This window comes from Pseudomonas marincola, assembly GCF_900682675.2.
In the GTDB taxonomy this organism is placed as follows: domain Bacteria; phylum Pseudomonadota; class Gammaproteobacteria; order Pseudomonadales; family Pseudomonadaceae; genus Aquipseudomonas; species Aquipseudomonas marincola.
Window position 1 is genome coordinate 2,376,259 of sequence record NZ_LR215729.2, and the last position, 18,066, is coordinate 2,394,324.

The 18,066-nt window shown below is 56.6% G+C and carries 16 protein-coding genes; 10 read left to right on the top strand and 6 right to left on the bottom strand.

From position 1 onward, the window contains the following. The 5 genes from PMYSY11_RS11050 (at nucleotide 1) to PMYSY11_RS11070 (ending at nucleotide 4,229) form a co-directional block, all read left to right on the top strand. Nucleotides 1-954 (top strand): HlyD family secretion protein, encoded by a 954-nt coding sequence (locus tag PMYSY11_RS11050; RefSeq protein ID WP_150549215.1) that lies wholly within the window; start codon nucleotides 1-3, stop codon nucleotides 952-954. Next, nucleotides 947-1,885, top strand: a complete 939-nt coding sequence (locus tag PMYSY11_RS11055; protein WP_197737975.1) for an ABC transporter ATP-binding protein — start codon at nucleotides 947-949, stop codon at nucleotides 1,883-1,885. Before PMYSY11_RS11050 ends, PMYSY11_RS11055 begins: the two co-directional genes overlap by 8 nt. Continuing rightward, nucleotides 1,882-2,961: an ABC transporter permease gene (locus PMYSY11_RS11060; RefSeq protein ID WP_150549216.1), complete on the top strand. Its 1,080-nt coding sequence runs from the start codon at nucleotides 1,882-1,884 to the stop codon at nucleotides 2,959-2,961. Before PMYSY11_RS11055 ends, PMYSY11_RS11060 begins: the two co-directional genes overlap by 4 nt. 168 nt (nucleotides 2,962-3,129) lie before the next feature. After that, a complete protein-coding gene (locus tag PMYSY11_RS11065; protein WP_069900310.1) occupies nucleotides 3,130-3,534 on the top strand; it encodes an antitoxin Xre-like helix-turn-helix domain-containing protein in 405 nt (134 codons plus the stop codon). Beyond that, nucleotides 3,528-4,229 carry an RES family NAD+ phosphorylase gene (locus PMYSY11_RS11070; RefSeq protein WP_150549217.1) on the top strand — a complete coding sequence of 234 codons (702 nt, stop codon included), beginning with the start codon at nucleotides 3,528-3,530 and terminating at the stop codon, nucleotides 4,227-4,229. The genes PMYSY11_RS11065 and PMYSY11_RS11070 overlap by 7 nt, the downstream gene beginning before the upstream one ends. Before the next feature lie 95 nt (nucleotides 4,230-4,324). On the opposite strand, the gene PMYSY11_RS11075 is transcribed toward PMYSY11_RS11070, so the two are convergent. Together PMYSY11_RS11075 and PMYSY11_RS11080 are read right to left on the bottom strand one after the other, a co-directional pair. Further along, nucleotides 4,325-4,978 carry a response regulator transcription factor gene (locus PMYSY11_RS11075; RefSeq protein ID WP_150549218.1) on the bottom strand — a complete coding sequence of 218 codons (654 nt, stop codon included), beginning with the start codon at nucleotides 4,976-4,978 and terminating at the stop codon, nucleotides 4,325-4,327. Between the two features lie 40 nt (nucleotides 4,979-5,018). Beyond that, complete coding sequence (locus PMYSY11_RS11080; RefSeq protein ID WP_150549219.1) at nucleotides 5,019-7,304, bottom strand: PAS domain-containing sensor histidine kinase; 2,286 nt, start codon at nucleotides 7,302-7,304, stop codon at nucleotides 5,019-5,021. A 244-nt stretch (nucleotides 7,305-7,548) separates the two neighbouring features. On the opposite strand from PMYSY11_RS11080, the gene PMYSY11_RS11085 reads away from it, so the two are divergent. The 3 genes from PMYSY11_RS11085 to PMYSY11_RS11095 all read left to right on the top strand — a co-directional run bounded on the left by PMYSY11_RS11085 (nucleotide 7,549) and on the right by PMYSY11_RS11095 (nucleotide 12,550). After that, on the top strand, nucleotides 7,549-9,171 hold the full coding sequence (locus PMYSY11_RS11085; RefSeq protein WP_069900306.1) for an acyl-CoA synthetase: 1,623 nt from the start codon (nucleotides 7,549-7,551) through the stop codon (nucleotides 9,169-9,171). Nucleotides 9,172-9,287: 116 nt separating this feature from the next. Next, on the top strand, nucleotides 9,288-10,658 hold the full coding sequence (locus PMYSY11_RS11090) for a solute carrier family 23 protein (RefSeq protein WP_150549220.1): 1,371 nt from the start codon (nucleotides 9,288-9,290) through the stop codon (nucleotides 10,656-10,658). A gap of 119 nt (nucleotides 10,659-10,777) precedes the next feature. Continuing rightward, nucleotides 10,778-12,550 carry an acyl-CoA dehydrogenase C-terminal domain-containing protein gene (locus PMYSY11_RS11095; RefSeq protein ID WP_150549221.1) on the top strand — a complete coding sequence of 591 codons (1,773 nt, stop codon included), beginning with the start codon at nucleotides 10,778-10,780 and terminating at the stop codon, nucleotides 12,548-12,550. A 312-nt stretch (nucleotides 12,551-12,862) separates the two neighbouring features. Here the strand turns inward: PMYSY11_RS11095 and PMYSY11_RS11100 are convergent, their stop codons facing one another. Both PMYSY11_RS11100 and PMYSY11_RS11105 read right to left on the bottom strand, forming a co-directional pair. Continuing rightward, nucleotides 12,863-14,548, bottom strand: a complete 1,686-nt coding sequence (locus tag PMYSY11_RS11100) for a GMC oxidoreductase (protein ID WP_150549222.1) — start codon at nucleotides 14,546-14,548, stop codon at nucleotides 12,863-12,865. 349 nt (nucleotides 14,549-14,897) lie between these two features. Further along, a complete protein-coding gene (locus PMYSY11_RS11105) occupies nucleotides 14,898-15,035 on the bottom strand; it encodes a hypothetical protein (protein ID WP_172970686.1) in 138 nt (45 codons plus the stop codon). 297 nt (nucleotides 15,036-15,332) lie between these two features. Here PMYSY11_RS11105 and PMYSY11_RS11110 point away from each other — a divergent pair, with 297 nt between their 5' ends. Continuing rightward, complete coding sequence (locus PMYSY11_RS11110; protein ID WP_150549223.1) at nucleotides 15,333-16,742, top strand: tyrosine-type recombinase/integrase; 1,410 nt, start codon at nucleotides 15,333-15,335, stop codon at nucleotides 16,740-16,742. Here PMYSY11_RS11110 and PMYSY11_RS11115 read toward each other — a convergent pair. Both PMYSY11_RS11115 and PMYSY11_RS11120 read right to left on the bottom strand, forming a co-directional pair. Continuing rightward, a complete protein-coding gene (locus PMYSY11_RS11115; protein WP_150549224.1) occupies nucleotides 16,736-17,029 on the bottom strand; it encodes a type II toxin-antitoxin system RelE/ParE family toxin in 294 nt (97 codons plus the stop codon). The genes PMYSY11_RS11110 and PMYSY11_RS11115 overlap by 7 nt on opposite strands. Continuing rightward, nucleotides 17,017-17,289, bottom strand: coding sequence for a CopG family ribbon-helix-helix protein (locus tag PMYSY11_RS11120; protein WP_116801393.1), 273 nt, complete (start codon nucleotides 17,287-17,289; stop codon nucleotides 17,017-17,019). The genes PMYSY11_RS11115 and PMYSY11_RS11120 overlap by 13 nt, the downstream gene beginning before the upstream one ends. Nucleotides 17,290-17,807: 518 nt before the next feature. Here PMYSY11_RS11120 and PMYSY11_RS22130 point away from each other — a divergent pair. Continuing rightward, complete coding sequence (locus tag PMYSY11_RS22130) at nucleotides 17,808-18,023, top strand: hypothetical protein (RefSeq protein WP_003285516.1); 216 nt, start codon at nucleotides 17,808-17,810, stop codon at nucleotides 18,021-18,023. Nucleotides 18,024-18,066: the final 43 nt, after the last annotated feature.

Genomic DNA, 18,066 nt, shown 5'->3' on the forward strand with positions numbered 1-18,066 from the left:
ATGCGTCATCGTTCAATTGTTCTGCTCTTTGCGCTAATGCTTCTGGGCTGCGAGCCAGCGCCTCCAGAATTACTCGGCACGCTGGAATGGGATCGCATCACCCTCCCCGCCGAGTTATCAGAACGGATTACCGCCGAGCATGTAAAAGAAGGTGCGCAGGTTGCGGCTGGTGATTTATTGCTAGAGCTGGACCCACGCCGCCAGGATGCGCGCATTGCTCAGGCTCAGGGCGAATTGAGCCAAAACCGCGCCAAACTGGCAGAGCTAGTCAAAGGCGCAAGGGTTGAGAATATTCAAGCCGCAGAAGCCACGCTGGAGCAGAGTCAGGCCAGCAAGCTAGAAGCCGATCGCAACTACGCCCGCCTCGCCACCCTCTACTCACGCAAACAAATTGCCCTCGCCGAACTGGATAAAGCACGCGCTGCACGAGATGAGGCGCAGGCAGCGACACGTAACGCACGGGCCAATCTTGAAGAGCTGACTAACGGCACCCGCATCGAACAAATCCAGCAAGCGCAAGCCGCACAAGCCTCATCTGAAGGCAAGCTACGCGAACTGCAACTGGCGCGTGAACACCTGAGCCTGCAGGCGCCGCGCGCAGGAAGAATAGACGCCTTACCCTACAAAACCGGCGATCAACCGCCTGCTGGTGCGCAATTGGTGGTGATGCTGGTCGGCGATGCGCCCTATGCACGGCTGTTCATCCCGGCAAGCTTGCGCACCCAACTGACAATTGGGGATGAGCTGCAGGTCACGGTGCAAGGCAACAACACAACTTACACCGGCCATGTACGCAGCATAAGCAGCGACCCGAGCTTCACGCCGTATTACGCACTCACTGGTGAAGACGCCAGTCGCCTGATGTATCGCGCGGAAGTCGTACTACAAGGCGTTGAAGCCGCGAAGCTGCCAGCGGGTCTGCCCGTCACAGTCAGGTTGCCTGAACATGAGTGACGGCGAACTGGTTATCAAGGCACGCGGTCTGACTAAACGTTTCGGCGATTTCACTGCCGTCGACAGCCTCGACCTGAGCGTTCAACGTTCTGAGGTATTCGGTTTTCTCGGCCCGAATGGCTGTGGCAAATCTACCACCATCCGCATGCTCTGCGGCCTGCTTCTGCCCAGCGCCGGAGAGATCGAGGTGCTCGGCTACAAGATTCCGCAGGACGCTGAGGCGCTAAAGCGACGTATCGGTTACATGACTCAGAAGTTCTCGCTGTACGAAGATCTCAGCGTGATCGAGAACCTGCAGTTTCTGGCCGCGGTTCAAGGCCTTGGCAAGGCGGCTGCGCGGGCGCGAATAGACGAGTTGCTGCAGCGTTACTGGCTGACGGATATTCACCAGCAATTGGCTGGAACCCTCAGCGGCGGCCAACGTCAGCGATTGGCGTTGGCGGGCGCGGTCCTGCACAAACCCGATCTGTTGCTACTGGACGAGCCTACCAGCGCGGTCGATCCACAGTCGCGCCGCGAATTCTGGGACTCGTTGTTCGAGTTAGCCGATGCGGGCACCACGCTGCTGGTCTCCACCCATTACATGGATGAGGCCGAGCGCTGCATGCGCCTCGGTTTTCTTGATGCAGGCAAACTGGTCGCGACAGGCAGCCCGACAGAGCTGATGGATAATCTGCCAGGACAGGCGCTGATTCTAGACTGCCAACAGCCGCGACAAGTACAAGCCTGCCTGCGCGACTGCCCTGGCGTGTTGGCCACGGCGCAGATCGGCAAGGCGCTGCGCATCCTGATAGACAGCACTGACGCACAAGAGACGGTGCAACAGCACCTCAAACAAGCCAACATCAGCGTGCAGATCCAGCCCACAGAAGCCAACCTTGAGGACGTGTTTGTTTACGTAACTCACAAGCCTGCCGGGGCGGCATCATGAATTTGCGACGTCTGGGCGCCATCATCCTCAAGGAACTCCGCCAGCTGCGCCGTGACCGGTTAACCTTCGTCATGATCGCGGGTGTGCCGTTGCTGCAATTGGTGTTGTTCGGCTACGCGATAAACATGGATGTTCGCGGCATCAATGCAGCCGTGCTCGATCAGGCCAATACGGTCAACTCGCGCGAAATCATTGCCGAGCTGGGCTCAAGCCAGGTGCTCGACTTGCAGTATCACCTGAGCGCCCCGCAAGAGATCGACGCCCTGCTGCGTCAAGGAAAAATCAGCGCCGCGCTGGTGATTCCGAGCGATTTTGAGCAGCGCCGGCAAAGCACAGATCGCCCAGCCTTGCAGTTAGTCGTCGATGGCTCCGATCAATCCATTCAGGCCTCAACCCGCCAGCTCGCCGAGTTCCCATTACCCGGTACTACGCTGCGCACAAGTATCGAGGTGGTTAACTTCTACAATCCCGAGCGCGAGGCTGCCATCAACACAGTGCCGGGATTACTCGGGGTGATTCTGACCATGACCATGGTGATATTTACCGCTGTGGCGTTGGTGCGGGAGCGCGAACATGGCAATCTCGAATTGCTCATTGCCACGCCCGTATCGTCATGGGAATTAACCATCGGCAAGGTAATGCCCTTTATCGGCATTGGCCTGATTCAGGTCAGCGTGATCCTGATCGTCGGCAAGTGGTTGTTTGCTGTGCCGATACGTGGCTCTGTCACTGAACTGTATGTGGCATCACTGCTGTTCATTATCGCCAGCCTCGGCGTCGGCATCTTCATTTCAACGATCACCAGCACCCAGTTTCAGGCCATGCAAATGGCCTTCTTCTCCTTCTTGCCGCAAATACTGCTGTCCGGTTTCATGTTCCCGTTTGCAGGCATGCCCAAGGCGGCGCAATGGATTGCCGAGCTGATGCCCCTCACGCACTATTTGCGCTTAACCCGCGGCATCATGCTAAGAGCGGCCAGTTTCGCTGATCTGTGGAGTGAGCTGCTGATCCTGATGGTATTTTGCGTCGTCCTTTTAGGCTCCGCCACAGCAAGAATAAACAAGCGACTCGACTGACAGGCCAACAGCAGAATGTAGGTTGAGCCTGCACGGGACCTAACGTGCGCCCATTTCTGCACTGATTACTGTAGTCATGCAGCTTTAGAGCAAAGCTACGTTCCGAATTTGATCCACAGACGCATAGATGCTATTTTTAGCTCTACAGAGTCAATCGAGGTGCTAACCATGACCGTAGCCATGCAAGCTCAGGCGCTTTCTAAAAGCCAGTGCACTGCCGGCCTCAGAGCGGCGCTGCGCATTCTCGACAAGTGGAATGCAACCGGCGAGCAGGTCTGCAAAATCTTGCGTATTTCACGCAGTACCTACACCCGCGCCGGACAGCAGGACGCAGACTGGGCAGTCAGCCTTGATGCTGATCAGATGCATCGCATCAGTTTTGTGCTGAATATCCACTCGGCGCTGCGCCTGATATTCGACAACCCTGAGAATCTTTACGGTTTCGCCTCAATGGAGAACCACAATGCGTTCTTCAACGGCCGTTCACCGTTAGCTGTCATGGCCCAAGGTGACATGATTTCGCTGTACGAGACCTTCCGCCGCATCGATGCGTTGCGCGGTGCACAGTGGTAACGCTGGCCTCGCTGCCACTGACTAAAGGTGAGAGTCTGCAGGCATACCGCCTGGTCAATTCCAAGTTTCCACCCATTGGCTTGTTTGACGATGTAGCCGATGCAGAAGACTTCGATGCGCTGTATCAGATTCAGACGCTCAGCAATCCGCGCCTGCTCAACGAGATTGGCCAGCTTGAGCTGATAGCCCGCGACCAGATACCGTTCGGCATTCCCGGCTGCTCCTACGCAACAGCGCCCTTCACCCATTTGAATCCGGCCGGTTCGCGCTTCAGCAATGGCAGCTTCGGCGTCCTCTACCTTGCCGATAACATGGACACCGCAATCGCCGAAGTCCGCTACCACCAGGAGCGCTATTGGTCGAACGTGCCCAACCTGAATTACGAGCGCTTCGTGTTCAGAGGACTGACCTGTAATTTCAGCGATGCCGGCATGCGGGACGCCTCAACAGTGCCACTCACAGACCCCATCTACGCCCCCGATGACTATACCCACGCCAACCAACTGGGCAACGAAGCAAAACGCGCCGCCTGCCCGGGCCTGCGCTACAACTCGGTGCGTGCCCCGGGGCAAATCTGCTGGGCACTGACTACCCCACGCCCCGTTACTTCCATCATCCAGGCCGCTCACTACGAAATGATCTGGAGCGACAAAATCATCAGCGTTAATCAGGTTACATCGCTGGTTGTGGGCTAGTGCGTGCGCTTTGAAAAAATGGAGAGTGACTGTCAGCTGTTTTACGAGCCATCGAAGCGCATGGCTTTAACAGAGGGACAGTTAAGCTGCTGAAGCTAACGCTCAGACTGCACATCTCGCAGTTGCAGTGCATCAACCAAACCCGCTGCGATGGCCATACCCACCAAATCAGAAAGCGTTTGCGCCTGCATGCGCTTCATCACCCGCGAGCGATAGAGATCGATGGTTTTGACACTGATATCCAGCTGCTCGGCCATCTCGCGATTTGTGTAGCCACGTACTAACGGCAGCAATACATCACGCTCACGCGGGGTCAGACTGGCTATGCGCGCCTCCACCGCCTGCAAGCGTGGGTCAACCTGTGCCCTCGCGGGGGCACGGCTCAAGGCCTGCTGGACGCTATCGAGCAGCAACTGTTCGTTATAAGGCTTTTCGATAAAGTCCACGGCACCGGCACGGAAGGCACGCACCACGATGGGCACATCGGCATGCCCACTGACGAAGATGACTGGCATCTGGATGCCGCGCGCGAGCATGCTGTCCTGCACATTGAGCCCGCCCATGCCCGGCATTCGCACATCCAACAGCACACAGCCTCGGCTCTGTTCATCACAGGCATCGAGAAACGCCTGCCCACTGGTAAACGGCAATGCCTTGAGTCCCACCGACTCTAGCAGCCAAACGGTTGAGTCGAGCATGCCCTGGTCATCGTCGACCACATAAACCTGGTGTTGCATTTGCAGGCTCATGCCCTGCTCCTTTTATTGTTATGCATCCACTGTGTTGCAATTAATATCCAGCAAGACGTTCAGCGTCCTCACCACGCAGTAGCGGCAGGCGACACTCTAGGCACAAGCCGCCGGCCATTGCGGGATGCGCCTCCAGCGCCCCGCCGATCCCCTCGATGATACTGCGACTCATCGACAAGCCCAGCCCCAGCCCTTCGGCCTTGCTAGTGTAAAATGGGGTGAATATATGCTCCAGTTCGGCCTGCGCCACACCCGGCCCCTGATCCGTCACACGTACACAGAGCTGCCCATTTTGCTCGGCGGCGCAGAGTTCGATACGCGAAGATTGGCCGGGGTGGGCCTCACGGTTGGCGTCAATCGCATTGCGCAGCAGGTTGAGCAGCACCTGCTCCAGCAAAATCCGGTCGGCATACACCGGCGGCAGATTGTCCGCCAATTGCTCATCAATGGTCACCTGCCAATTACTCGCCTCCCATTGGCACAAACGTACCGCCTCGCGCGCCACGCTAGCAACATCCAGCGCTTGGGTACGCCGCTGCCCCTTGCGCAGAAAAGCTCGCAAGCGCTTGATTACTTCCGAGGCGTGGTTAGCGTGCTCATTGATCCGCTCCAGACCTTGAGCGACCTTACCTGCCGCCTCGGGGTTATCGCCCAGCGCCTTGAGATAGCGCTGGCTGGCGCTGGCATAGTTGACCACCGCTGCCAGCGGTTGATTGATTTCATGGGCAATACCGGATGCCAGCTCGCCGAGGGTAACCAGCCGCGCGGTGTGCGCCAGCTCATCCTGATGCCGGCGCTCCTCGGCTTCGCGCAGTTCGCGTTCAGTCATGTCGCGCGCCACCAGCGAGTAATAATGCTCGCCATCACGACCCCGATGCGCCAACAACACCAACGACACCAGCAACGGTGCAGGCTCACCCAGCGGCAGCAGCCGTACCTCTGCGCTCCACACTCCGGCGGCATCGGCCGCCGCCCAGCCTTCGCTTTGCAACTGCTGAAAATCGCCGGGTGCCAACAGCCGCTCAAGCGGCGGTAACGGCTGCTGATCCTCGATATTCAAAGCATGTCGAGCAGACGGATTAAGGTGCGCCAGGTGCCCACCCGGGTCGATAAACAGTACAAGGTCTGTATTGGCTTCGACCACTTCAGCCAGGCGGCGCTTGTTTTCTTCAGCCAGCACCCGCGCAGTAATATCCCGCGACACGCTGACCACCTCGACTACCGCGCCGGTATAGGTTTCGCGGATCGCGCGGCTGGCAGTTTCAAACCACAGGTAGTCGCCGTCACGATGGCGAATGCGATAAGTCATGGTGTGATAGCCGTCTTGCTCCAGGGCTTCACGAGTGCTGCCAAACAGGTTCTGCTGGTCTTGCTCATGGAACAGCGCCTGCACCAAGGTCCCGCGCAGCTCTTCCGGCCAGTAACCGAGCAGCGTCCAACTGGCCGGCGAGGCATCGAGAAAACAGCCATCTGGGGTGTGCCGGGAAATCAGGTCAGTGGTGTTTTCGGTGATCAGCCGGTACGGGCGGCTGGCCTTGGCCGCTTCACGTTCGGCCTGCGCTTGGGCAGTAGCCGGTCGGCAACGCGCCAGTACTTGCTGCTCAGCAGCATCGGGCATAAAGGTCCACATCAGCACCTGGCCATTATATTGTGCTTCAACCGCCTCAATCGCGCGGTCCTGCTGCAGGCATGCGCGCACCAAATGCGCAGCGTTGACCGGTAACAAATCTGCCAGCGCTGCCAGCGGGAGTTCGCCCATCAGCGTCTGCATAGCCGCATTCAGCTGCAGCGGCAGCGCCTCGATATCCAGCAGCAAACTGGGCTGCGGGTCACTGCCGAGCAGCAGGCTGCCACGCGCTTGCTGCGGCAGCGTGGCGAGCAGCGCCAAGAGTAATTGATGCACCAAACCAAGCCAGTCGCTCCCGGCGTGCTCATGCAATTCAATCAGCAGCAAACCTGGCTGCCCTTCATCCAGCTCCAGAGCGAGCGCCTGTCCATGATTGAGCCCAGCACGCCGCACCCGGCCTGAGAGCCAGCACGACAATTGACGTAATGCGGCCAGGTCCAGCCGAGGCTCTTGTTGCAGGCGCTCAAACAACAGCTGATCACTGGCCTGCAGCGGGTCACCAATGCCTGGTGGCAGATGCGGTGCATTGCCTTCATGGCTGTAGATTGCCGTGCTGGCCTGCCACCGCAAAAAAAACGCTTGCCGTACTTCCGGGCAGGCATGCAGGGCACGCAGCAACGCGTCGGCGCGCACCGCCAGCGGCAGGCACTCACGCTGCATACGCAACCAGCTGTTCAGCTGCACGGAAATTTCATTCATTTTGTTTCATTCCTTATCAATCGCACACGCCGCGAGCCGGCGCAGTATCATGGCGGCGACCTGAAAGCGCAAAGCGACCAAGGGTGAATTGCCTCGAAATTATATAGTAATAATACCATATGACTATGGTTTAACTTCCATATAAATACAAATAGATATATAAATAGACCCAGAACAATACCGGGCCTATGCGTAAGACTACCCGCACAATGGCCCGAGCATCCAATCTGCTATGGGTACTTGCATGTCGATCTATGAACAGGGCCTTGAGCCTGCCGCTGTCAACCATATCGCCCTCTCTCCTCTGAGCTTTATCGAGCGTACCGCCAGTGTTTACCCGCACTACCCGGCCGTTGTGCATGGTTCAATTCGTCGTGACTGGGCCGAGACATACGCGCGCTGCCGGCGTCTGGCTTCGGCACTGGCCGGCCGCGGCATCGGTAAAGGCGACACGGTGGCGGTAATGCTGCCGAACATTCCACAGATGCTCGAGGCGCATTTCGGCGTGCCGATGATCGGCGCAGTGCTTAATACTCTCAACGTGCGCCTGGATGCCGAAGCCATCGCCTTTATGTTGCAGCACGGCGAAGCCAAGGTACTGATCACCGACCGCGAGTTTCATGATGTAGTCCACGCCGCCATCGGCATGCTCGATCATCCGCCACTGGTGATCGACGTGGATGATCCCGAATACGGCGAAGGCCAAGCAGTCAGCGAGCTCGACTACGAGGCATTTCTGGCCGAAGGCGATCCACAATTTGCCTGGCAGTGGCCGGCAGACGAATGGCAGGCGATTAGCCTCAACTACACATCCGGCACCACTGGCAACCCCAAGGGCGTGGTTTACCACCACCGTGGCGCCTACCTGAACTCGCTGGGCAACCAGATGACATGGGCCATGGGCAACCATCCGGTGTACCTCTGGACCCTGCCGATGTTCCACTGCAATGGTTGGTGCTACCCCTGGACTATTACCGCATTGGCGGGTGTGCATGTATTCCTGCGCCGTGTTGACCCGGCGAAGATTCTCACCCTGATTCGCAGCGAGCAGGTCACCCACATGTGTGGTGCGCCGATTGTGCTCAATGCATTGGTCAACATGCCCGCCGAAGCCAAAGCGGCCATCGACCATCCGGTCAAGGCCATGGTGGCCGGGGCAGCGCCACCCGCCAAGGTGATTGGCGCGGTTGAGGAAATGGGCATCCACGTCACCCACGTCTACGGCCTCACCGAGGTATACGGCCCAGTAACCCTGTGCGCCTGGCATGCCGAATGGGACGCCTTACCGCTGGACGAGCGCGCGGTACTCAAATCCCGTCAGGGCGTGCGCTATCCCACCCTGGAAGGGGTGATGGTGGCCGACCCGAAAACCCTGGAGTCGACCCCGCGCGATGGCGAAACCATTGGCGAAATATTCATGCGCGGCAATACCGTGATGAAGGGCTATCTGAAAAACCCGAGCGCCACCGCCGAAGCCTTTGCCGGCGACTGGTTTCATACCGGCGATCTGGCCGTGTGTCACCCGGACGGTTATGTGGAGATCAAGGATCGCCTGAAAGACATCATCATTTCCGGCGGCGAGAATATCTCCACCATCGAGGTGGAAGGCGTGCTTTACCGTCATCCCGGCGTGCTCGAAGCCGCCGTAGTCGCGCGCCCGGATGAGAAATGGGGCGAGACGCCCTGCGCCTTTATCACCCTCAAGGCCGAACAACAGCAGGTCAGTGAGGCGGATATCGTCAGCTTCTGCCGCGAACACTTGGCAGGCTTCAAAGTGCCAAAAACCGTGGTCTTCACCCAACTACCGAAGACCAGCACCGGCAAGATCCAGAAATTCGTTCTGCGCGATATGGCCAAGGCCCTCTAACGACGCCACGCCGTTAAACCGTTCACTGCGCTACCAATTGGGTGGCGTAGGAATGCGTTAGCAACAACCGTTTTCACAACAACAAAAATCCGGCCACCGGCCGACGGAGAGCTTCAATGCAAGTGTTTAAACGCCGCGACGGGGATGAGCAGCCCCATTGGCCGATCGGCCCGTTCAAAGTACGCCTGCCCTTTGTCCACTACCGCTGGGAAACCGCGGAGATGCTCCAGGCGCTGATCATGTTCGTGGTCAGCCTGGCGATGATCCCGCTGCTGGAAAAGTACCTCGGTCTGCCTTACGACGTGGCGCTGGCTTATGTTGTGGTGTGTGGTGTTGGTTTTATGCTGCCAGCGCTGCTCGGTGTGCCCTTTGTGCCCGGCTGGATCACACCCGGCATTCCGGTTGTATTGCTGTTTCTCGGCAATTTCAAACCCGGCCCTGGGGCGATTCAGGCACTGTTTGCCCTGCAATTTCTGGTCTTCGTGATATTCCTGTTCCTCGGCGTCACACGTCTGGGTAGCACCTTGGTCCGGCTTATTCCCAACTCGATGAAAGGCGGCATCATCATCGGGGCCGGGATCGCCGCGCTGATGGGTGAAATTTCCGCTGGCGGGCGCCTGGCCAATACACCTATTTCTCTGGTGCTGGGCAGCCTGATCTGCCTGTACCTGATGTTCTCGGTATCCTTTAAAGGCCTCACTGAACGTGTGCCGCTGGCGCGTAAAATCGTCAACTACGGCATGGTGCCGGGGATGTTGATCGCAATTATCATCGGCATTGCCGTGGGTGAATATGAGATGCCCGACGTGAAGTTCGGCATCACCGCGCCGGCCTTCGGCGAGATGTGGAGTTACCTGCCGTTTAGCGTCGGCTTCCCAGGACTGGATGTGTTCCTGTTGGCCGTGCCTACAGCCGTTATCGCCTACGTAATCGCCTTTGGCGACATCATCGTCGGCCAGTCACTGATGCAGCGCGCCGATGAACTACGCCCCGACGAAGTGATCGAGAACAACATCGATCGCGTGCATCTGGTAACCGCTCTGCGCAACGCGCTGCATGCCTTCTTCGCGCCGTATCCCGGCCTGGCCGGGCCAATTTGGACGGCCGTCGCCGCAACCATGGCCGAGCGCTACAAGTACGGCCGCAAAGCCATGGACTCAATCTACAGCGGCGGTGGCACCTTTTGGATCACTGGTTTTATCGCCCTGTTTGCCCTGCCGTTGGTGAGCTTTTTCCAGCCGGTACTGCCGGTTGCCCTGTCGCTGACGCTGATCCTTACCGGCTATATCTGCCTGATGGTGGGGTTCGAGCAACTGAGTAACAACACCGAACGTGGTGTGGCCGGCACTATGGGTGTGGTACTGGCCGTCTACGGCGCAGGCTGGGGCCTGGCTGCAGGTGCCACCCTGTACATTCTGATCGAGCGCACTCACCTGCTCAAATTCACCACTAAAAACACCGTCAAAGGCCCAGCCGAGGCCGAGTGAACGAACATGGTCCGCTGTGCTGCGGGCCGTGTTGTCTATCCCTGCAACGCTCCGGATGCAATGACGTCCGGACGTTTTAATCGCCGCGCGCTGTGCGGCACCTGTGCGAGAAACTGTCGATGCCTGAGTACAACGCCCCGCTGCGCGACCTGCGCTTTGTCCTCCATGAAGTATTCGATGCCCCAAGCTTGTGGGCACGTCTACCGGCCCTGGCCGAAACGGTCGATGCCGATACCGCCGATGCCATTCTTGAAGAAGCCGCCAAGGTCACCGGTGGCCTGATCGCCCCGCTCAACCGCAGTGGTGATGAAGAAGGCGCACAGTGGAGTGCTGGCGATGTAGTCACCCCCACGGGCTTCAAGCAAGCCTACAGCACTTATATCGAAGGCGGTTGGGTGGGGCTTTCCGGCAACCCAGCTTACGGTGGTATGGGCATGCCCAAGATGCTCGCCGTCGCATTTGAAGAGATGCTCTATGCCGCCGGCTCCAGCTTCGCCCTGTATTCGGCGCTGAGTTCAGGAGCCTGCCTGGCCATCGACGCGCATGCCAGCGAAGAGCTGAAAAACACTTACCTGCCGCCAATGTACGAAGGCCGCTGGGCCGGCTCCATGTGCCTGACTGAAGCCCACGCAGGCACCGACCTGGGCATCATCCGCACCAAGGCCGAACCGCAAGCCGATGGCAGCTACCAGATCAGCGGCAGCAAGATCTTCATCACCGGCGGCGAACAGGACCTGACCGAAAACATCATCCACTTGGTGCTGGCCAAGTTGCCTGATGCCCCCGCCGGTGCGCGCGGTATCTCGCTGTTTCTGGTGCCCAAGGTGCTGGTGAATGCCGATGGCAGTTTGGCGGAACGCAACGCGGTGAGCTGTGGCTCGATCGAGCACAAGATGGGTATCAAGGCCTCGGCCACTTGTGTAATGAACTTCGATGGAGCTACTGGCTACCTGATCGGCGAGCCGAATAAAGGCCTGGCGGCGATGTTCACCATGATGAACTATGAGCGCCTGTCCATCGGCATCCAAGGCATTGGCTGCGCCGAGGCCTCTTATCAGGCAGCTCGCGATTACGCCCGCGAGCGCCTGCAAAGCCGTTCCGCCAGCGGCCCGCAAGCCCAAGACAAAGCGGCTGATCCGATCATCGTGCACGCCGATGTGCGGCGCATGCTGCTGACCATGAAGGCCCTCACCGAAGGCGGCCGGGCGTTTGCCTGTTATGTCGGTCAGCAGCTCGACCTCAGCAAATTCAGCGACGACAACCACGAGCGCCAGACAGCCGATAGTCTGGTTGCCTTGCTCACTCCGGTCGCCAAGGCGTTTTTTACCGACACCGGGTTGGACAGCTGCATCCATGGCCAACAGGTATTCGGCGGCCACGGTTACATCCGCGAATGGGGGCAGGAGCAACTGGTGCGTGACGTGCGCATCGCGCAGATCTACGAAGGCACCAACGGCATTCAGGCCCTCGACCTGCTCGGGCGTAAGGTCATCGCCAACGGCGGCGTAGCGCTGCGCCACTTCACCCAGGAGATTCGCCGTTTCGCCGAGCAGCCTAATACGCCATATGCCGCTGCTCTGCTCGATGCTGTTGTGCGCCTGGAGCGGACCAGCAGTTGGCTGCAGGAGCGTGCCGCGGGTAACCCGCACGAAACCGGTGCGGCTTCAGTTGAGTACCTGCACCTGTTCGGCTACACCGCCTACGCATGGATGTGGTCGCGCATGGCCGCCGTAGCTCAAGCCAAGTGCAGCGAAGATGAAGTGTTTTACAGCGCCAAGTTGGCCACCGCCGAGTTCTTCTTCACCCGCCTGCTACCGCGCAGCCTGAGCCTTGAAGCCAGCATTCGCGCAGGCAGCGACGCGCTATACGGCCTGCGTGCCGAGCAATTCTGACGCCAACCCGCCCCAACCGGGCGGGAACCGCGACTACCAGTTGAGCGTTTGCGCGGCTCCCTAATTGGGCGCCGCGTTTTTTCTATTCCAGCCACCGCTTTAGCTACCTAAGACCCCTTGAGGCGGGAATGCTCGCCATAGAGAAGTGTTGGCTGCCCAGCATCACCGTGCCTTTCCCCAGAACTCAAACGCGAAACTACCGTCCTCGTTCTCGAAAGCTACAGCTTCATCGCGACCAGTTGCTCACTAAACTATTGATCGATCAGAGCCGCATAAAGATTTGTTATGTGGCATCGATGATGATTTGAAAGTTTACATCTCACCTACAGCTTGAGCCTTAGTTTCATCACCTTGAATATGTCGCACATTTTGTGCTCCATCTTCTTTGGGTGGTATAAAACTCATTGCCCTTTCTGCAAGCGCGGTAATGGTCAAGCTTGGATTTACGCCTAAATTGGATGAAATCGTCGAACCATCGATCACAAATAAATTCTTATAGTTGTGAACACGATGCTGATTATCAATCACACCCGTTTTCGCCGTGTCTCCCATGCAGCAGCCACCCATACAGTGCGCAGTGGTTGGCACATTAAATAAGATTTCACTTATTGAGCTTAAGCCAATCCCATCAGTGGCTTTCGCTACTTTCTCGGTGAAGTTATTTGCTTCAGGAATAAAGGTTGGGATTCGTTTGCTCGAAGATGTCATTTGCTTGCTAAACGGCCAAAACCAAGGTCGCTTCAAACTAAAGTCAATATGTGCATCGACGGTTTGCATCACCAAAAAGATCATCGTCTCATTGGCAAATCGATACGGCATGAGTGCACGCAAGCCTTTAACAGGATTGGTAACGAGTAACTTAGCCACAGCCCCCAACCAGCTCAATGGACGAGTTATACCGGGTTTCCCGCCAGTCAAAGGCGTAAACAAAAACGATATAATATTTGAGCCTGATGGATAGCGTGTTGCCTCAACATGCGTAAATTGATCAATCTGGATCCCAGAGCCAATGGCGATACCTGTTGAGAGATCGAGATCGCTCCCCGGATAACGCACCCCTAACAAAGACTCTGAATTGGTTCGCACTTGCTTACCAAGCTGCTCAGAAAGATTCGGTAACGCGCCGATATCTTTCATCCGGAGTAATAAATCTTGGGTACCCAGCGAAGCAGCAGAAAAAATAACTGACCGCGCCGTGATTTGAGTTTTCTTTCCGAATCGTTTGAATGTTGGACGCAAAGTGAGTCGATAACCTTCTGAACCATCGATAGCACCGGCTATTGGTGAAACATCCAGCACCTTTGTTTCAGCTTTAACTTCCACGCCGAGTTGCTCGGCGAGATAAAGATAGTTTTTATCAAGTGTATTTTTTGAGTCATATTTACAACCCACCATGCAACCGCCGCAAGCATTGCATGATTTACGTTTCGGACCTGCGCCACCAAAATATGGATCGTTATATTCAGCGCCTTGAGGTTTGTCGTCATCCCCAAAAAATACACCAACATTTTCTAATTTAAACGTATCTTCACAACCCCAAACTTTTGCCATTTCATAAAGCTTGTAATCGGCGGGCGCGCGGCGGCGATTTTCTGTCACCCCGAGCATGCGTTTTGCCAGATCATAAAAAGCTGGCATTGTTTTTTGCCAGTCTTCAAGGCCCTTCCATGTGCCCTGTTGCCAAATTTTTTCAGGTGGCACCAATAATGTCTGAGCATAGGTAATCGAACCACCACCGACACCACAACCACTAAGGACCATCACTCTCTTAAAAAGGTTTATTTTAAAAAAACCGCGCAAGCCAACTTGTGGACTCCAAATAAAATCCCAAAACTGCCAACTCGTTTTTGGCAAGTTCTGAGGCGTCCAGCGTCGGCCTTGTTCGATCACTGCAACGCTGTATCCTTTTTCAGCCAGGCGTAATGCAGAAACACTGCCACCAAAGCCGGAGCCAACAATTACGTAATCGAAATCAAACTCACTGCTTTCATTCGCCATAAAAAATCCTTTTATAAATGGTGCCATTACGCGGCCATGATCAAATGCACATCCAGCATTCTATGTTTTGATCATACTGCAGTTCACACGATACTCCCCCATTTTAGTACTCGCCAGAAATAGAGATCAGGCCGTTAGGGGTATTTTCTGTTTTGCGGTGATGCCGCCAAGGCGAGATTTGGCGTTCGTGATTGGATGCCCATTGCATGCACTTAAGCTTCGGTAATGGACTCGAGCAACTAATGCCTCACGCCCCGTGCGGCAGTAGAGTCGACTTAAGCATTTTGCTGTGGGTTTCCCAGCTGGATATGCGTCAAGCGGATGCCATGTTTTCAGCACACACTGCGAGCTAACTGCTGATGTACTCAGGCCCGTTGTCGAACGGATAGCCTGTGGCTTGCCCGCCATCAAGTACCTGATCCAGTACGACTTCCACGCGTTCTGCCAGCAGTGAGCAGCGGGGTAAAGGTGAGGGAAAAATGAGCAAGAGCAAAAACCTTTACCCATAAAAATCCAGTTATCGCTAACTGACTGGATTTTCTGGGATTATATGGTCGGGACGGAGTGATTCGAACACTCGCCCCCTAGCACCCCATGCGCTTTTTTGGTGGATTTCTGTAGATCACCACGGACTCTCATAGACTCACGAATCCTAGCAAATACGGGCCTTACAGGCTATTCTTTCGTCCCATAGCGTCCAATGCTGTCCACCACCAGCCAAGCGATTCGGTGGGGTAAAAGTGGGGTAAAATTCAAGGCAACCGAATTAGGCAAGGGGTAGAAAGTGGCAAGGTTGACGGCGAAGCAGCTAGAGGCACTCACTTCAGCCGATGACGGCAGAATCCTTCGGGAGGACGGCGGGCTGGTTGCCAGGGTTCGCGCAGGCGTCCGTGGTGTAACAGTGCAGTTCCGCTACGAATTCAAACAAGACGGACTGAAACGCGATCAAAGCCTGGGCAGTTGGCCAAAGAAGTCTCTTGCTCAGATTCGTGCCGAACGTGATGAGGTTAGGGCGACGGCCGCAAAAGGAATCGATCCAACCGCTGCTCGCAAAGCTGCCAAGATCGAAGCTCAAGCGGCAGTCGCAGCGACCATCGCCGAAGCCGAACGCCAAGCGGCCGAAAACAAGACGGTGGCAGACCTCTTCGACGAATGGATTCGCGACGGCGTCTCCCGCCAGGATGGCAATGCCGAACTGATCCGCAGCTTCAAGAAAGATGTCCTACCGCTGATTGGCAAGAAACCACTGCGCAACCTGACTGAAAAGGATCTGCTCGCAGTGCTGCGCTCAATCAAAGCCCGTGGCCTAAACCGCACCGTCGTTATCCGCAACAACGACATTGGCCAGATGTTGCGCTGGGGTGAGAAACGCAAACCCTGGCGAGGCCTGATGACTGACGGCAATCCAGCCGACCTTATAGATGTTAGCAAGCTGCTCGATCACGATTATGAAGAACAACGGGACCGCCTTCTCTCCCCCGACGAGATTCGCGAGCTGCGTGACATCCTCGAACGCCTGGAGAGAGACTACGAAGAGCTTCCTGCTGGCCAGAAGTATTCAGGCATTCGCCCGGTCAATACGCGCGTCCAGTGCGCGCTGTGGATCTGCCTGAGCACACTCTGCCGAATCGGCGAGTTGCTTAAGGCCGAATGGCGCTTCGTGGATCTGGAGAAGGGGACTTGGTTCATCCCGGCCGAGGCCACCAAAGGCCATAAAGGCAAGCGCCAGGATCACCATGTGTTCCTGTCAGCTTTTTCCGTTGCGCAGTTTAAACGCCTTAAGAAAGAAACCGGCGATTCGCCGTTCTGCTTCCCCAGCAAGGATGGTCGAAGCAACGTTGATACCAAGACTGTCAGCAAGCTCATCGGAGACCGCCAGTGTCGATTCAAGAACCGCAGCAAGCCACTGGCCGGCCGGCATCATGACGACTCACTGGTACTGAGCAAGGGAACCAAGGGGGAATGGACCCCGCATGACCTGCGCCGAACAGGCGCGACGATGATGCAGGAGCTCGGTATCACGCTGGAAATCATTGATCGCTGCCAGAACCATCTGCTGGGCGGCTCGAAGGTCCGTCGACATTACCTGCACCACGATTACGCCAAGGAAAAAACCGAAGCCTGGCGCTTATTGGGCGAGAAGTTAGAGTCGATTCTTGCCGGGAGCCCGAAAGCTGCTGTCCAGCCTCAGTAGCCAGCTTCTTTTTGATGGCGAAAGGCCAAGACATAGGCGGTGTCATCTGCACGCTCATAGCGGTACAACGCTACGTAACCTGAGTCACCAAATTCGATGATGAGCACACGCAGCTCCGGCAGATCTGGAAATGGACGCCCTACTTCCGGACTTTCCTCCAATCGAGCGAATTGGCGCTCGATTGCCTGTGCAGCACGGCGCGCGACCTGCGGATCTTTGTCTGAGAGGAATCGCCGGCAACGCTCCAAGCCCTTCGCCGCGCCTTCAGTAACAATCAATCGTGGCACTTGGGAAGCTCTACCTCAGTATCTGTTCCCCAGCTACCGAGCCAGGTCCGAGTTTCTTGGCTGGTCAAATGCCGTCCGGTTTCCTGATATGCCGCCCACGATGCCAGGGCTTCCTGCTTGAAGCTCTCACGGGCCTCCTCACGCTCGACGTACTGGGTGATTGCCTCGCGCATGATCCAGTGAGACGAGCGCTGGCGTTGGCTCGCCAACTGCTGAATGCGGCCTTTCAGCTCGTCATCAATTTTGATGGAAGTGGCCATGGTTAGCCCTCTTTATCTAAAGGTATTACCTTTTAATAAGGTAGCAGCAGTCGTGAAAGCTGTCTATCCGATGCTCACAAACAGATCACAATGCTGGAGGTTCGACCGGGTCACTCGCACCGGTATAGCTGAGTCAACTTCAGCATCTTGGTACGAGCGCTTTCATTAAAACCTAAACCAGACGCCCCCCCCGAAAGGGGCAGTTTCAGTCTCGAAACCGGCAATGCGTGAATCTACGCAGTGCAGCGGATACTTCGCTGGCCAACAAGCCGGGAATCATGAACGCTGCTAACACGCTACGCGATTCAAAAATATTTCAGACCTTTATTACCCATGGGAAGACGAGCACGAAAAGCTCGTTTCTACCTCTGGGTATCCTCTTTTGAACAGGAGTCTGAATGATGAGTATTTGCTGTCCTTCCTGCGGTTCTCTTCGAGTTGTAGCGCGCAATCATGGTCGGAAAGTCGGGGGCGCTATTGGTGCCGTTGGCGGCACGGCGAGCGGAGCAGCAGGCGCTATGGCTGGCGCAAAAAGCGGCGCGCTTATAGGTGCTTTCGCTGGCCCCGTGGGTATTACGCTGGGTAGCCTGGCTGGCGCGATTCTGGGCGGCCTGGCAGGTGGAACTGCCGGGGGGCTGGCCGGCGCCAAGATGGGTGAAGAGTTTGACTCTCACGTACTCGACAACTATGAGTGCCATCACTGCGGCACTGCCTTTACACAAAATGAGCGTTGAATTCATCGCGCCGATAAACGAAACGTTATTACGTATACATACG

What these genes read in the sequence shown, in the direction of transcription:
- PMYSY11_RS11050 (WP_150549215.1), top strand. Translation starts at nt 1, where the DNA reads ATGCGTCATCGTTCAATTGTTCTGCTCTTTGCGCTAATGCTTCTGGGC.
- PMYSY11_RS11055 (WP_197737975.1), top strand. Translation starts at nt 947, where the DNA reads ATGAGTGACGGCGAACTGGTTATCAAGGCACGCGGTCTGACTAAACGT.
- PMYSY11_RS11095 (WP_150549221.1), top strand. Translation starts at nt 10,778, where the DNA reads ATGCCTGAGTACAACGCCCCGCTGCGCGACCTGCGCTTTGTCCTCCAT.
- PMYSY11_RS11080 (WP_150549219.1), bottom strand. Translation starts at nt 7,304, where the DNA reads ATGAATGAAATTTCCGTGCAGCTGAACAGCTGGTTGCGTATGCAGCGT.
- PMYSY11_RS11120 (WP_116801393.1), bottom strand. Translation starts at nt 17,289, where the DNA reads ATGGCCACTTCCATCAAAATTGATGACGAGCTGAAAGGCCGCATTCAG.
- PMYSY11_RS11060 (WP_150549216.1), top strand. Translation starts at nt 1,882, where the DNA reads ATGAATTTGCGACGTCTGGGCGCCATCATCCTCAAGGAACTCCGCCAG.
- PMYSY11_RS22130 (WP_003285516.1), top strand. Translation starts at nt 17,808, where the DNA reads ATGGCTGGCGCAAAAAGCGGCGCGCTTATAGGTGCTTTCGCTGGCCCC.
- PMYSY11_RS11075 (WP_150549218.1), bottom strand. Translation starts at nt 4,978, where the DNA reads ATGAGCCTGCAAATGCAACACCAGGTTTATGTGGTCGACGATGACCAG.
- PMYSY11_RS11065 (WP_069900310.1), top strand. Translation starts at nt 3,130, where the DNA reads ATGACCGTAGCCATGCAAGCTCAGGCGCTTTCTAAAAGCCAGTGCACT.
- PMYSY11_RS11090 (WP_150549220.1), top strand. Translation starts at nt 9,288, where the DNA reads ATGCAAGTGTTTAAACGCCGCGACGGGGATGAGCAGCCCCATTGGCCG.
- PMYSY11_RS11085 (WP_069900306.1), top strand. Translation starts at nt 7,549, where the DNA reads ATGTCGATCTATGAACAGGGCCTTGAGCCTGCCGCTGTCAACCATATC.
- PMYSY11_RS11100 (WP_150549222.1), bottom strand. Translation starts at nt 14,548, where the DNA reads ATGGCGAATGAAAGCAGTGAGTTTGATTTCGATTACGTAATTGTTGGC.